The organism is Leucobacter chinensis, assembly GCF_019049105.1.
GTDB lineage: Bacteria > Actinomycetota > Actinomycetes > Actinomycetales > Microbacteriaceae > Leucobacter_A > Leucobacter_A chinensis.
The window spans coordinates 51,206-64,832 of sequence record NZ_JAHQZR010000004.1 but is presented as its reverse complement, the minus strand read 5'-3'; the positions used below and the strand labels follow the sequence as shown (position 1 = coordinate 64,832).

13 protein-coding genes are annotated in these 13,627 nt (G+C 67.9%); 3 read left to right on the top strand and 10 right to left on the bottom strand.

What is annotated here, in order from left to right; translation table 11 throughout:
* Positions 1–20 precede the first annotated feature (20 nt).
* Complete coding sequence (locus KTJ78_RS05370; RefSeq protein WP_217133354.1) at positions 21–377, top strand: GNAT family N-acetyltransferase; 357 nt, start codon at positions 21–23, stop codon at positions 375–377.
* Between the two features lie 32 nt (positions 378–409).
* On the opposite strand, the gene KTJ78_RS05365 is transcribed toward KTJ78_RS05370, so the two are convergent.
* Complete coding sequence (locus KTJ78_RS05365; protein ID WP_254259421.1) at positions 410–1,447, bottom strand: YeiH family protein; 1,038 nt, start codon at positions 1,445–1,447, stop codon at positions 410–412.
* A gap of 71 nt (positions 1,448–1,518) precedes the next feature.
* Between KTJ78_RS05365 and KTJ78_RS05360 the strand changes: the two genes are divergently transcribed.
* Entirely contained in the window at positions 1,519–2,469 is a 951-nt protein-coding gene (locus KTJ78_RS05360) for a LysR family transcriptional regulator (protein WP_217133351.1), read from the top strand.
* Here KTJ78_RS05360 and KTJ78_RS05355 read toward each other — a convergent pair.
* Genes KTJ78_RS05355 through KTJ78_RS05345 form a run of 3 tightly spaced genes read right to left on the bottom strand, consistent with a single transcriptional unit; the run spans position 2,451 to position 5,286 of the window.
* Positions 2,451–3,815 (bottom strand): cryptochrome/photolyase family protein, encoded by a 1,365-nt coding sequence (locus KTJ78_RS05355; protein ID WP_217133344.1) that lies wholly within the window; start codon positions 3,813–3,815, stop codon positions 2,451–2,453. The genes KTJ78_RS05360 and KTJ78_RS05355 overlap by 19 nt on opposite strands.
* Positions 3,812–4,702 (bottom strand): TIGR01777 family oxidoreductase, encoded by an 891-nt coding sequence (locus tag KTJ78_RS05350; protein WP_217133343.1) that lies wholly within the window; start codon positions 4,700–4,702, stop codon positions 3,812–3,814. The genes KTJ78_RS05355 and KTJ78_RS05350 overlap by 4 nt, the downstream gene beginning before the upstream one ends.
* Positions 4,699–5,286 (bottom strand): MarR family winged helix-turn-helix transcriptional regulator, encoded by a 588-nt coding sequence (locus KTJ78_RS05345; RefSeq protein ID WP_217133341.1) that lies wholly within the window; start codon positions 5,284–5,286, stop codon positions 4,699–4,701. Before KTJ78_RS05345 ends, KTJ78_RS05350 begins: the two co-directional genes overlap by 4 nt.
* A gap of 210 nt (positions 5,287–5,496) precedes the next feature.
* On the opposite strand from KTJ78_RS05345, the gene KTJ78_RS05340 reads away from it, so the two are divergent.
* Positions 5,497–7,716, top strand: a complete 2,220-nt coding sequence (locus KTJ78_RS05340; protein ID WP_369807996.1) for an MMPL family transporter — start codon at positions 5,497–5,499, stop codon at positions 7,714–7,716.
* A gap of 89 nt (positions 7,717–7,805) precedes the next feature.
* On the opposite strand, the gene KTJ78_RS13885 is transcribed toward KTJ78_RS05340, so the two are convergent.
* The 6 genes from KTJ78_RS13885 to KTJ78_RS05310 are packed head-to-tail and all read right to left on the bottom strand — an operon-like array spanning position 7,806 to position 13,149.
* Positions 7,806–8,684 carry a MurR/RpiR family transcriptional regulator gene (locus KTJ78_RS13885; RefSeq protein ID WP_217133339.1) on the bottom strand — a complete coding sequence of 293 codons (879 nt, stop codon included), beginning with the start codon at positions 8,682–8,684 and terminating at the stop codon, positions 7,806–7,808.
* A complete protein-coding gene (gene phnE / locus KTJ78_RS05330) occupies positions 8,662–9,525 on the bottom strand; it encodes a phosphonate ABC transporter, permease protein PhnE (RefSeq protein WP_217133337.1) in 864 nt (287 codons plus the stop codon). The genes KTJ78_RS13885 and phnE (KTJ78_RS05330) overlap by 23 nt, the downstream gene beginning before the upstream one ends.
* Positions 9,522–10,403 (bottom strand): phosphonate ABC transporter, permease protein PhnE, encoded by an 882-nt coding sequence (gene phnE / locus KTJ78_RS05325; protein WP_217133335.1) that lies wholly within the window; start codon positions 10,401–10,403, stop codon positions 9,522–9,524. The genes phnE (KTJ78_RS05330) and phnE (KTJ78_RS05325) overlap by 4 nt, the downstream gene beginning before the upstream one ends.
* Positions 10,400–11,230 carry a phosphonate ABC transporter ATP-binding protein gene (gene phnC, locus KTJ78_RS05320; RefSeq protein ID WP_217133332.1) on the bottom strand — a complete coding sequence of 277 codons (831 nt, stop codon included), beginning with the start codon at positions 11,228–11,230 and terminating at the stop codon, positions 10,400–10,402. The genes phnE (KTJ78_RS05325) and phnC overlap by 4 nt, the downstream gene beginning before the upstream one ends.
* A gap of 20 nt (positions 11,231–11,250) precedes the next feature.
* The gene (locus KTJ78_RS05315; protein ID WP_217133330.1) at positions 11,251–12,270 is read right to left on the bottom strand and encodes a phosphate/phosphite/phosphonate ABC transporter substrate-binding protein; all 1,020 of its coding nucleotides are present in this window, start codon (positions 12,268–12,270) and stop codon (positions 11,251–11,253) included.
* 6 nt (positions 12,271–12,276) lie between these two features.
* Positions 12,277–13,149 carry an HAD family hydrolase gene (locus KTJ78_RS05310; RefSeq protein WP_217133329.1) on the bottom strand — a complete coding sequence of 291 codons (873 nt, stop codon included), beginning with the start codon at positions 13,147–13,149 and terminating at the stop codon, positions 12,277–12,279.
* Between the last annotated feature and the right edge of the window lie 478 nt (positions 13,150–13,627).

The following is a 13,627-nucleotide window of genomic DNA, read 5'->3' as shown; positions in this document are numbered from 1 at the left end:
ACCGGTGAACAGGAGGGGCCATGAGCCACGATCACTTTGTTGTACGCCACCTGCCCGACGAGCAGCGTTACGCGCTCATTGATACCGCCGAGGGCGACCGCGAGGTCGGCCAGGAGGGCTACATCGACCTCGAGGTCGATGGCCGCACGCACCGCATGCTCGTGCACACGGGCGTGAGCGAAGAATACGGCGGCCAGGGCCTCGCTTCATTTCTCGTGCGCCAGGTGATCGACGACATCGTCTCGCAGGGCCACCTCATCGTGCCCATTTGCCCCTACGTCGTCGCCTGGTTGCCGAAGCACCCCGAATACGCCGAGCACGTCGTCAAGGCGACGCCCGCGCACCTGCAGGCGATGAACGAGCGCCGCGTCGAGTAGCTTTTCTCGACGAGCTCGCGCCGATCCGCGGCTCAGGGGTGCACGAGCAGAATGCCCGCGAGCGAGAGACTCGCGACGACGAGCGTTGAGCCGGTCGCGAGCACGAAGGGCTTCGCGCCGACGCTCATGAGCGAACGCACCTTGACCCCGCAGCCGAGGCCGAACATTGCGGCCGAGAGGAGCGCGGTTTGGGCGATGCCGCCCGCTTGCACGATGCCCTCTGGCAGCCAACCGCTCGACCGCAGGGCAACCATCGCGAGAAACCCGATGATGAAGAGCGGCACGATGGGCGGGCGTTTGGCGCCGGGAGCGAGCGTTCCGAGGCGGCGCTGCCTGATGCTGAGCACGGCGACAATGGGGGCGAGCAGCAGCACGCGCGCGAGCTTCACGACGACGGCGACCGCGAGTGCCCCACCCCCGATGAGTCCGCCCGCTGCGACCACCTGAGCGATCTCGTGAATCGAGGCACCGGCCCACATGCCCGCGAGCTCGGGCCCGAGGCCGAAGAGCGAGGAGAGAAAGGGGATCACCGCGATCATGAGGGTGCCAAAAATCACGACGAGGGCGACCGCCGTCACGACCTCTTCTTCGTCGGCGTCGGTGACCCCCTCGACGCCCGCAACGGCCGCGGCCCCGCAAATCGAGAAGCCGCACGCGATGAGCAGGGTCTGGGCCGGTTTCATGCCGAGCAGCCGCCCCATGCCGAGCGTCGCAAAGACCCCGCCCGCGACCACGACCACGATGACGACGAGCATCGGCGCACCGAGCGAGAGAATGTCGCCCATGACGAGCTGCAGACCGAGCAGCACGATGCCCGCGCGAAGCAGTTTCTTTGCCGCGAAGGTGATGCCTGGCCCCGTGGCTTCTGGCAGGGCCACGACGTTCGTGAGCACGATGCCGAGCACGATCGCGATGATGAGCGGGCTCACGCTCGGCACGCCCACGCGTTGCAGCAGGTCGCTCACGAGCATCGAGAGGCCGGCGGCCCCCGCGGCGAGCGCGAGGCCGGGCACGAAGCGGGTGAGGTGGGCGGCACGCTCAGGCGAGCGGCTGGGAGCGTTGGTGGTCATGACACCCATTGTTGTGCGCGGCGAAACCGTCCGGTAGCCCGCCATCCAGCATGGCGGCATATGCTTTTGATATGAAGCAAGCGTGGCCCAACCTGCAGGTGCTCGAACTCTTTGTCGCCGTCGTGCAGCACGGCAGCCTCGGCGCGGGCGCGCGCGCCGTTGGCATGGCGCAGCCCAACGCGAGCCGCGCGATCGCCGAGCTCGAAACGCGCGTCGGATCGCCGCTACTCGTTCGCCACCCCCGCGGATCGCGCGCCACCCCGCTCGGCCTCGCCCTCGCCGACCGCGCCCGAACGCTCGTCGATGGCGCGAGCGAGCTCACCGAGTGGATCGATCACGCCCATCACGCCGGCCCAAGCACCTGCCGCGTGGGCGCGAGCATGACGATCGCCGAGAGCCTCCTTCCCGCCTGGATCGCCGAGGTGAAGCGGCGAGCGCCCCGCGCGGTGCTGCACATCGAGGTCGCGAACTCGCGCGACGTGCTCGCCGACCTGCAGCAAGGGCACATTGACCTCGGGTTCGTCGAGACGCCTGAGGTGCCGGTGCGCGTGAATACCCACGTCGTGCACGAAGACGAGCTCGTCATCGCGGCACCTCCGGGGCACGAGCTCACCACTCACGGCGGCACCGTCACGCTCGCCGACCTTGCCCGCACCCCGCTCGTCGTGCGGGAGCCCGGCTCGGGCACGCGCGACGCCCTCGAGGCCCTCTTCGCCGGCCACCCGCAGCACGCCATCGCGCAGGAGCTCGGCAGCAACGCCGCCGTGCGCGTCGCCGCCCTCTCAGGCGCGGGCCCCGCGGCCCTCAGCGAGCTCGCCCTGCAGCGGCACCTCGACGACGGCTCTCTCGTGCGCATCGCTCACGAGGGCGAGGGCGTGCGCCGCCCACTCACGGCGGTGTGGGCGGGCCCGCAGCGCCTCACGGGTCTCGCGGCCGAACTCGTGCACGTCGCGGCGGCGACAACGGCGACAGCGACAACGGCGACGACGACGACAAGCAAGGCTCAGGACAGCGCCTCGTAGCGCGCAAGAGCGGCAAGGCGGCTCTCGCGCAGGTCGACAATCGGTGGGATCAGCAGGCTGTCGGGCGCCCACCGCTCGACGTACTCGCCGTCGGGGTCGAAGCGTTCGGCCTGCCGCTCGGGGTTAAACACCCGAAAGTATGGTGCCGCGTCGGCTCCGCTGCCCGCGACCCACTGCCAGTTGAACGGGTTGCTCGCCTGGTCGGCGTCGACGAGTGTGTCCCAGAACCAGGCCTCGCCCACGCGCCAGTCAATGCCGAGGTTTTTCGTGAGCAGCGAGGCGGCGGTCATGCGCACCCGGTTGTGCATCGTTCCCGTGGCCCACAACTCGCGCATGCCCGCATCGACGAGCCCAAAGCCGGTGCGGCCCTCGCGCCAGGCCTGAAGGAGCTCGGCCTCGGGGCCGGTTTGGGCGTCGCTGGCGGTGATCCACCCCAAGGCCTCGTAGCGGGGGTTGAGATTCGCGGTCGCGAGATCGGGTGCCGCGTAGAGGGTGTGCCAGGCGAACTCGCGCCAGATAATTTCTGAGAGAAATTTCTCGGGGTCGAGGCCCTGCTTCGCCGCTGCGGCGTGCGTCGCGTGCCACACTTCGCGGGGGCTCAGCTCGCCGAAACGCAGGTGCGGCGAGAGGCCCGAGGTCGCATCGCTGGCCGGCAGGTCGCGGCCCTCGGCGTAGCCCTCGAGGCCGTCTTCGAGAAAGGCACGCAGGCGCTCGTGGGCGTGGGCGGTGCCTGGGCTCCAGCGGCGGGCGAGGCCCCCGGCCCACGCCGGTTCGCGGTCGAGCACGCTGATATTGTCGGCGAGGAGGGCGTCGAGCGAGGCTGGCCGAGAGCTTGCTGGCGGCGCCGGGAGCGGCAGGTCGGGGCGGAGCCTTTCGCCGAGCGCACGGCGAAACGCCCCGTACACCCGGTACGGAGTGCCGGCCTGCGTGGTCACGTGCCACGGCTCAATGAGCAGGTTCGCGAAGAACGAGTGGGCCGCGACGCCGCGCTCGCGCAGCTCGTGCTTGAGTCTGGCATCGATGTCGCGCTCGGGGCCGCCGTACCGCCGGTTCCACAGCACGGTGCTGCTGCCGGTGGCCTCGACAACCTCTCGCACGACCCGGTTCGCAGGCCCCTCGCGCACGAGAAGCTCGACGCCGAGCGCCAAAAGCTCACCCGCGAGGTGCTCGAGCGAGTGGTGCAGCCACCAGCGCGCGGCACCGCCAAGCGGCCTCACCCCTGGCGAAACCTCGTCGAGCACGTAGAGCGCGACGGTGTGCGAGCCCTCGCCCGCCTGCATTGCCTCGTGCAACGCGGGGTGATCGTGCACCCGCAGATCGTCACGAAACCAGACGAGCGTGGTCACCCGAGCACTGCCTCAATCGCCGCTTCTGGCGTGCAGTGCGTGAACTCGTAGCCGCTCGCGATGAGCACCTCTGGCACGACCGTCGCATCGGCCGTGAGCAACGACTCGGTCGCGTCGCGCCCAAGAGCGAGCCGAAGAGCAAACTCGGGAGCCGGAAGCCAGAACGGGCGGCCGAGGCTCCGCGCGAGCGCGCGGCCAATCTCGGCGTTCGTCGCGGGGGTCGGGCCCGCGAGATTAACGGGGCCCTCGATGTCCCGGTCGATGATGTGCGTGATCGCGCCGACCTCGTCGCTGAGCGAGATCCACGGCCATACCTGCCTGCCAGAGCCGAGCGGGCCGCCGAGGCCGAGCTTCGTGAGCAGCACCATGGGCTTCAGCACGCCGAGCGGGTGCAAGACGGGCGAGGTGCGCAGGGTCGTGACGCGCGTGAACGAGGCTGCGCGCATCGCCTCGGCCTCCCACGCGGCGCAGAGTCTCGCCAAGAAGGTGTCGCCGGCCGGCGCGGTCTCGGTGCACTCGCCGCCTCCCGGCGACCCGTAAAAGCCACTCGCCGAGCCCGAGAGCAGGGCGGGCTTCGGCCCCTCCACCCGCTCGAGCGCGGCAACGATCGTGCGGGTGCTGTCGATGCGCGAGTTCCAGAGTTCGCGTCGGTAGCGCTTGCTCCACGGAAGCTTGCCCACGCTCGCGCCGCTCAGCGACACCACCGCGTCGGCTCGCTCAAGCACCGCCGGGTCGAGCTCGCCTCGCGCGGGGCTCCATGCCGCTTCGCCCGGGCCGGTCGCATTGCCACGCACGAGCCGCACGACCTCGTCGCCGCGGGCCCGCAGCCGCTCGGTCAGTTCGCTGCCGATGAGCCCAGAGGCCCCCGCAATGACGATACGTTTCATGCCGCGCCTCCTTGCGCCCACCCCTCACCCGAAACGTCGAGCTGCTGTGCGGTGTCGAGCAAGAAGCGGGTGACGACCTCTCGTTCCGCGGGGCTCAGCCGCGCAGCCGCCTCAAAACGTTTGGCGTGCTGCCGCCCCACCGTCTGCATCGCGGCCTCGCGCGTCTCGGCCGTGATCTCGATGGCGAAGGCCCTGCGGTCAAGCGGATGAATAGACCTCGTCACGTGCCCGCCTCGCTCAAGCCGGTCGAGCAGCTTCGTGGTCGAGGCCGTCGAGATGCGCAGGTGCGCGGCGATTGCCCCGGGGGTCACGATCGTGCCCTTGTTGGCCATGACGATGAGAAAGTGCAGGGCCCGCATATCGGTGCGGCCGAGCTTCATGTACGCGAGCGATGCCTCCGAGAGCTTATCCTCGCTCTCGCGCAGGCTGCCCATCGCCGCCATGACCTCGCTGATTTGTTTGAGGTCGCCCTCGCTCAGGTGCGCGCGCGTGACGAGCCGACCGTCGGGGTCGTTGGCCTCGACGTCGTAGATGCTGATACGGGGTTGCTCGTTCGGGCCCGCCCCTTGGCTTGGCGACGACATGGTGCTATGTTAACGCATAGAATATTTCAACCTAGGGTTATTAGATAACCTGGCTAGCTAAATCTATTCGAGCGGGAGGCAGCGGTGACCGAGAACGAAACGCGCGCAACGACAGAGGTTACCTCGGCGCCACCCGCCGAGCACGGGAGTGCGGGGCGCCACTCTCGGGGGCGTGGCCAGCGCCGATCCGCACCAGCTCGACTGCTTCGGGTGCTCGTACCCGCGCTGCTCATCATCGTGTGGGTCGGCGTTGGCGGCATCGGCGGCCCCTACTTCGGCAAGGTGTCAGAGGTCTCGTCGAACGACCAGACGACCTACCTGCCGAGCTCGGCCGAGGCAACGCTCGTGCAGGAGCGGCTCGCCGACTTTCGCGACTCCGACGCGATTCCCGCCGTCGTGGTCGCAACGAAAGACACCGCGTTCAGCGACGCCGAACTCGAGACCCTCGCCGACGCACTCGACTCACTGCCCGGCTCGGTCGAGGGCGTGAGCGACGACATCTCGCCGTTCATCCCCTCAGAAGACGGGCTCGCGGCCCAGGCGTTCGTTCCGCTCGACAGCGGCGAAAACCTCAGCGACCATGTCAACGCACTCGGCGACCACCTGCGCGACGCGGCCCCCTCTGGCGTCACCGTGTACGTCACGGGCCCCGCCGGCTTCACCGCCGATCTCGTCAACGGGTTCGCGGGCATCGACGGGCTGCTGCTCGGCGTCGCCCTCATCGCCGTGTTCATCATTCTCGTCATCGTCTACCGCTCGCTCCTTCTGCCCGTCGCCGTGCTCGGCACGAGCATGATGGCGCTCACCGTCGCGCTGCTCGTCAACTGGTGGCTCGCGAAGTGGGGCGTGTTCATGCTCTCGGGCCAAACCCAGGGCATCCTCTTCATTCTCGTCATCGGCGCCGCCACCGACTACTCGCTGCTCTACGTCTCGCGCTACCGCGAACAGCTGCGCCTCACCCACGACAAGGGCGAGGCCACCATGCGCGCCATTCGCGGCTCGATCGAACCCATTCTCGCCTCAGGGTTCACCGTCATCGCGGGCCTGCTCTGCCTGCTGCTCTCAGACCTCAAGTCGAACAGCTCACTCGGCCCCGTCGCCGCCGTTGGCATCGTCTTCTCGATGCTCGCGGCCCTCACGCTGCTGCCCGCGATCCTCTTCGCCTTCGGTCGTGCCGCGTTCTGGCCCCGCCGCCCCCGCTACGAACCCGAGGTCGTCGCCGAAGAGCACGGCATGCCCCGCGGTGTCTGGGCCCGGCTCGCCGCGTGGATCCGCAGCCACCACCGCCCCATCTGGATCGTCACGACCCTCGCCCTCGTCGCCGGGCTCTTCGGCGCGACCCACCTCGACGCGTCGGGCGTCGCGCAATCAGAGCTCGTGCTCGGCGTGAGCGAGGCACGCGATGGCCAAGCGGCCCTCGGCGAACATTTTCCCGGCGGATCGGGCAGCCCCGCCATGGTCGTCACCCCCTCAGGCTCGCTGCAGCGCACCGCCGACGCCTTGCTCGATAACCCGGGCGTCGACTCGGTTGCGGTCGTCGCCCTCGACGCGCCGAGCGGCACCGCCCCCGTGACCGCCGACGGTATCACGGCGTTCGGCCCTCCCGGCACCGAGCCCCCTGCCCCGACGGTCTCGCGCGGCGACGTGCTGCTGCAGGCCACCCTCACCGACGCCGCCGACTCCGACGCGGCGCAGCAGACGGTGCGGGAGCTGCGCGAGGCGCTGGCCTCGGGTGGGGCTGGGGCTGGCTCCGGGGGTACTGGTTCCGGGAGCGCGGGCTCCGGCGACGCGCTGGACCAGGCGACGCTCGTGGGAGGCGTCACCGCAACCGCGATTGATACGAACGATGCCTCGATCCACGATCGCGCCCTCATCATTCCCATCGTGCTCGCGGTCATTCTCGTGATTCTCATGATGCTGCTGCGGTCGATCGTCGCACCCATCATCCTCATCGCAACGACCGTGCTCTCGTTCGGAACCGCCCTCGGGGTCGCCGGCTGGATGTTCAAGCACGTCTTCGACTTTCCCGGCGCCGACCCCGCCGTGCCGCTCTACAGCTTCGTGTTTCTCGTGGCGCTCGGCATCGACTACAACATCTTCCTCATGACACGGGTGCGCGAGGAATCGCTACGCCACGGAACCCTCGAGGGCATCTCGCGCGGCCTCGCCATCACGGGCGGCGTCATCACCTCGGCGGGCCTCGTGCTCGCGGCGACCTTCGCGGCGCTGTCGGTGATCCCGATTCTGTTTCTCGTGCAGATCGCGTTCATCGTGGCGTTCGGCGTGCTGCTCGACACCTTCATCGTGCGCTCACTGCTCGTGCCGGCCCTCGCGACCGACATTGGCCGCGCGATCTGGTGGCCGTCGCGCCTGTCGCGCGGTGGTGGCGGCGGGGCTGGGTCTGGGCCTGGCTCGGCAACTATTGCCTGATTTTGACGCCGAAAAGGGGCAAAAACCCGCAAATCGACTCTTAAATCAGGCAATGGTTGGCGCTTTGACGGGCGAAACCCGGCGCGCCGCTACTCGCCGCGGGGCTCCTGCAGGGAGCCGGCCAGCACCGAGAGGGCCGCGAGGCGCGCCTGGCGGCCGCGCTCGCCACGGTGCTCGACGAAGGCCTGCACGAGCAGCTCGGTCACGAGCATGAGGGCCGCGCGCGAGGTGTGCATGAGCTCGTCGTGAAAGCCACCGTTCACGGGAGGAACCACGAGGGTCGTGTCGGCGAGGTCGTGCGCGGCCGACTTCGCGAACGAGGTGATGACGATCTGGTGGGCGCCGCCCGCACGCACCGCCTCCATCACGTCGAGGGTCGCGCGGTTGGCGCCAGAGCCCGAGAGCACGATGCAGGTCGAACCCTTACCAAGCTGGTGAGCCGCGATCATCTGCGCCATACCGTCGCTGAAGTATTCGGCGGGGCGGCCGGCGGCGTTGAGCCGCAGCACGAGGTCGAGCGCGAGGGGGCCCGAGAGCCCGTTTGCGACGACGAGCACGCGGTCGGCGGTGTCGAGCGCCTCAACAAAGGCGTCGACCCCCTCGGCGGTCAGCGCCGCGACCGAGTCGCCGAGCCTGCCACTGAACTGCGCGACCGATTGGCGCAGCTTGCCGAGCCTCGTCTGGTCAGAGGGCTCGGCGTCGTCGGCCACCGTTTCGAGCGCGAGCTCCTGGGCGAGGGCCACTCGCAGCTGCGGAAACCCGTCGTAGCCCAGGGTGCGGGTCGCGCGAATGACGGTCGTGCGCCCGACACCAACCTGATCGGCGATGTCTTGAGCCGAGCATTCGACGGCCGCTTGACGATCTTGCGCGATCCACAGGGCAACACGACGCTCGGTCGGCTGCATCGAGGGCGCGAGCGACGCGATGCGCACGCTCGGGTGTGAGTCACTTGCTCCTTGCCAGGTCACGAACCGGGGCTCCCTCCATGATGCGACGGCGGATCTTGCCCGACACCGCGTCCATCAGCATTGTCGCGACGATCACGACGATGAGTAGCATACCGACCGTATCCCACTGCCTGAAGTTCGCGTAGTTCGAGAGCATGCTGCCGATGCCGCCGGCGCCGACGAGGCCGAGCACCGCCGAGGTTCGAATGTTGATCTCGAACCGGTAGAGCGCAAACGAGAGAATCGCGGGGGCCGCCGCAGGCCAGAGGGCCCAGCGGGTGACCTCGGCGGTCGTTCCGCCTGCTGCGAGCACCGCCTCTTTCGACCCGTCTTCGACCGACTCGATCGTCTCGTACACCCATTTCGCCTGCGTGCCGATGCCCGCGATGCCGAGCGCGAGGGCGCCCGTGAGCGGGGTGAGGCCCGTGACGGTGAGCAGAATGAGGGCGATGATGACCTCGGGCACGGCACGAATGACCGCAAAGAGGCCCCGCAAGAGGGTGCGCAGCCAGAACGGGCCTACGCCACGCGCCGCGATCATGCCGAGCGGGATCGAAATGACCACGCAGAGAATCGCGCCGATCCACGCCATTGAAATCGACCGCCACGTCTCCATGAGCGCGCGCGGCAGCTTCTCCCAGTTGGGCGAGGCGAACATGAGCTCGAGATAGTTGCCGACCTGGGCGGGCAGCTTCGGCAGGTCGCTCCACGTGATCTGCAGGCCACTCGCGGCGGCAAGAATGATAATGCCGGCGATGAGCGACCACACGGTTGCGCCGAGCCGAGAGGGGCGCTTCGGCACGGCGAGGGGCGCCGGGCTTACCGTGCCGCGGCCCTGCTTCGTAAGGGGTGCGGGGGTCATACGAGCCTCCTTCGCAGCACGTTCGAGAGCACCTCGATGGCGATGACCACGACGAGAATCTCGAGAATGATGACCGACACGTCAGAGTAGGCGTAGAAGCCACGTCGCTCGTCGAGCAGCCGGCCGATGCCGCCAGCGCCAACGATGCCGAGAATCGCCGAGATGCGCACGTTGAGTTCGAGGGTGTACAGCCACTGGTTCATGAAGAGCGGCCAGGTTTGTGGTAGCGCGGTGGCCCGGTTGATCTGAAACTGGGTTCCGCCGGCGGCGCGGCCAGCCTCCATGTAGCGGTGATCGGCCGAGTCGATCGCCTCAGAGACGAGCTTCACGATGATGCCAATGTCGAAGAGAAAGAGCGTGATGACGCCGGGAAGAGCCCCGACGCCGACCATCGCGACGAGCACCATCGCAAAGACGAGGTCAGGAACCGCACGCACAACGTTCACGAGCGTGCGCACGATGCGCCGCGTCACCCCGTTCGGGTTGGTCGGCGAGGCAGCCCAGAGCGTCAGCGGAACCGACACGAGCGCCGCGAGCACCGCACCCACGACCGCCATTTGCAGCGTCTCAAGCATCGGCACCCACGTGCGCGGCAAGAACGCGAAGTTCGGCTGCATGAGCTGCGCGACCTTGTCGACACCGTTGCGCCAGTTCTTCACGAGACCCGCGAGGTCAAGCTCAATGCCGCCGATCGCCGGCAGACAGGTCGCGACCGTGAACGCCGCGAAGGCGGCAATCACGAGCGCCGTGCGCAGCCGGCTCGTCTGCTTCTTGGGCACGCGCTGCTCGCGCTCCCGCGCCGCGAGATCGTTTGGTGTCTCGGATGCCGCGTGATCCGCCGCTTGTTCCCTCGCCGCGGCCCGCGTGTGCTCGGTCATGCACCGGCTCCCAGGCGGTCCTTCGGCTGAATCGGGCGGCCGTAAATCTGCTCAAAGTCGGCGTCAGTCGCGCCAGCGCTCGGCCCGTCATAGACGATCTCGCCGTCGCGCAGCCCGATCATGCGAGTCGTGTACTCGCGTGCGAGATCCATGAGGTGAATGTTGATGAGCACCGTGAGGCCGCTCTCGGCATTGATGTGCTGCAGGTCGGCCATGACCGAGTGCGCAGTCGGCGGATCAAGGCTCGCGACCGGCTCGTCGGCGAGCATCACGCCCGGCTCCTGGGCGAGGGCGCGCGCGATCGCGACGCGCTGCTTCTGGCCTCCCGAGAGCGCTCCTGCGCGGGCCCACACCTTCTCGAGAATGCCGACCGAGTCGAGCGCGCGAAGGGCGATCTCGCGGTCTTTCGCCGAGGCGATGCCGAGCAGGGTGCGGTACGACGGGGTGTGCGAGAAACGGCCAACGAGCACGTTGCGGTAGACGTTCGCGCGCTCGGCAAGGTTGAAGCCCTGAAAGATCATGCCGATGTGGCCGCGCGCACGGCGAAGCGAGGCGCCCTTAAGCGCCGAGATCTCGTGCGGGCCGACCGTCACGCTGCCGCTCGTGACGGGAACGAGGCCGTTGATCGTGCGAATCAGCGTCGATTTGCCCGAACCAGAAAGCCCAACGATTGAGACGATCTCACCCGGCTCGATGGCGAGCGAAACGTCTTTGAGGGCGCGGGTGCCGTTGGGGTAGGTGACCGAAACATGGTCAAGCTCAATACGCCAGGAGGCGGTGTCAGGCATCGCCTGAACCGCCGCCCCCTGGGTTGCATTACTGTGCATAGGTGTGGGTTCCTGAAGGGTTAGTTCGCGAACTGTTCGAGAATCTCGCCGTAGCGGCTGATCTCGTCTTCTGCGGTCTCGCTCGTCCAGTCTGAGAGGCCAACGAGGTCGAACATGACCGAGGCTGCCTCGTCAGACGAGTCGGCGTAGTCGTCCATGAGCTTCGTGAGCTGCTCGACGAGGTCTGATGGCAGGTCTTTCGACGCGGCCACGCCACCGTTCGGAATCATCTCGGTGTACGCGAACGCGACAACCTTCTCGGCGACGTCTGGCGCCTCTTCGGTGACGGTCGTGCGGGCATCCCAGTAGCCGAAGCTCACCTCGGCGTCGCCGTTGTAGACGGCGAGTACCGCATTGTTGTTGCCCTCGACGGGAACCTGCGTGAAGTCTTTGTCGGTGTTCATGCCGAGGTCGCGCATTGCGACGACGGGGTACTGGTAGCCGGCTGGAGAGGTTGCGGCCTGCAGGGCAACCTTCGTGTCGGGTGTGATCTTCTTGAGTGCGTCGATCGAGGCAGCGCCCTGGCCCGTGAGCTCAGCGCCCTCCTCTTCGATGCCGTTGCAGAACGAGAGCTCGATGCCGCTCGCCGCGTAGGTGCCCATGACCGGCTCATCATCGCAGTACTTGTCGGGGTTGTTCGTGTAGGCCACCGAAGCGTACGAGGTCGCGCCGAAGCGCACATCACGCAGAATGAGGTCGGCGTCGAACTGCTGCATCGCGTGGTACAGCGAACCGGCGTCGCTAATGATCACCTGGGCCTGGTCGGCGCCGAGCGCCTCAACCGTCGCCGCGTAGTCGTTCGCGACGACGCCGTTCACCTCGATGCCGAGGTTCTCTGAGAGGTAGCCGGTGAGCGGATCGAGCGCCTCAGCGAGGTCTTCGCCCTCGACCGATGGAACAAGCGAGATGGTGATCGACTCGGGCCAAGCCTTGTCGCCCGATGCCTGGGCGTCGCCCTTGTCGGCGGTATCGGCCGAGCATCCGACGAGTGCGAGCGTGGCGGCGGTGAGAGCACTCGCCGCAATGAGGGTGGAACGCATGAGTGGTTACCTTTCGATGGTGGTGCCTGCGCCTGGTGCCGCAGGGGTTTGGATGGGCTGCTGTGCGGCCCAAGTTTTGGGGGGTTGCTGGGTGGGCGCGGGTGCGGCTTCGGCGAGGTGCTGCGCTGGTGCGCTTTCGGCGGGCTGCTGCGCAGGCGCGGCTTCGGCGGGCTGCTGCGCGGGTGCGCTTTCGGCGGGCTGGTGCGCGGGCGCGGCTTCGGCGGGCTGGTGCGCCGCCCAGGTGATGATGGCGTCGCGCAGCTCGCTGAGCGACGGAGCCTGCATCGTCACCGGGATCGGCGCGTGCTCGTACCGTGCGCCGACGAGGGCGGTTGCGGCTCCGCGCGCCGCTGCGGGCACGAGGTCGTTCACGGCGATGTCGCCGATCGAGAGCACGGGGCCACCCTCGATAAGCCGGTCGACGAGCCCCTCGAGCCCGGCGGGCTTGCCGAGATTGAAGTGTCTCTCGTCGAAGAGATCGGCCACACCCCAGCGCTCGAGCAACTCGGCGATGCCGGCCTCTGGCGCATTCGTGGCGAGCACGAGTCGCGCTACCCCGCCGAGTTCGGTGAGAAACGCTGCGAGGCCCGGCATCGTATCGACGTCGGCCCCGGCGCTGCCGAGCACGTCGCGGCTCGCGAGATAGGCGGCCTGCAACTCTTCGTCACTCGCCCCTGCCTCCTTCGCCATCGAACCAACGATGTCGTAACCGTCGCGAAACTCGCTCTGCCCCGCGTCGTAGCAGCTCAGCTCGGCCTCGACCCGCTCAAGAAACCCGTCTTGGCCCGTGGCCGGCGCCACCTGCTGGGCGTATGCCCGCACTGGCCCGTGCCCGAGGGCGAGGGTTCCGTCGAAGTCGAACACGATGCTGGGTTCCATGCAATCTCCTGAAGTGATTTGGACGATGATTCCAAATGTATAGGAAGAAATGGACGAAGTGTCTATCTTTTGGTGAACTGTGGGTGAATGATTGGGTGTTTTGGGGCCCAGGCGGGGGGGGGCTCGGGCCTCGGGACCCGGGACCCGGGACTCGGGCTGGGCGCGATCCGCGATCTATTTGACGAAAAGTAGGGTGTTTCGGCGATAACACCCTGCTTTTCGTCAAGTAGGCGGCGATAGCGCCAGGCACACGAAGGGGCACGGCCAGCGCAGAAACACCTCGGCCGGTTTACTTGACAGAAAGCAGGGTTATTTCACGAAAACACCCTGCTTTTCGTCAAGTAGACGATGCGGGGGCACAAATCAGCCGCCGGCAAGAACAGCACATCGCAGATCAAAGGCCGACAGAGCCCATGGCGACGCGGATCGGCGCCAGAACCGGCCCGGCAGAGAGCGAACGCGGGCGCGAGCACACGAG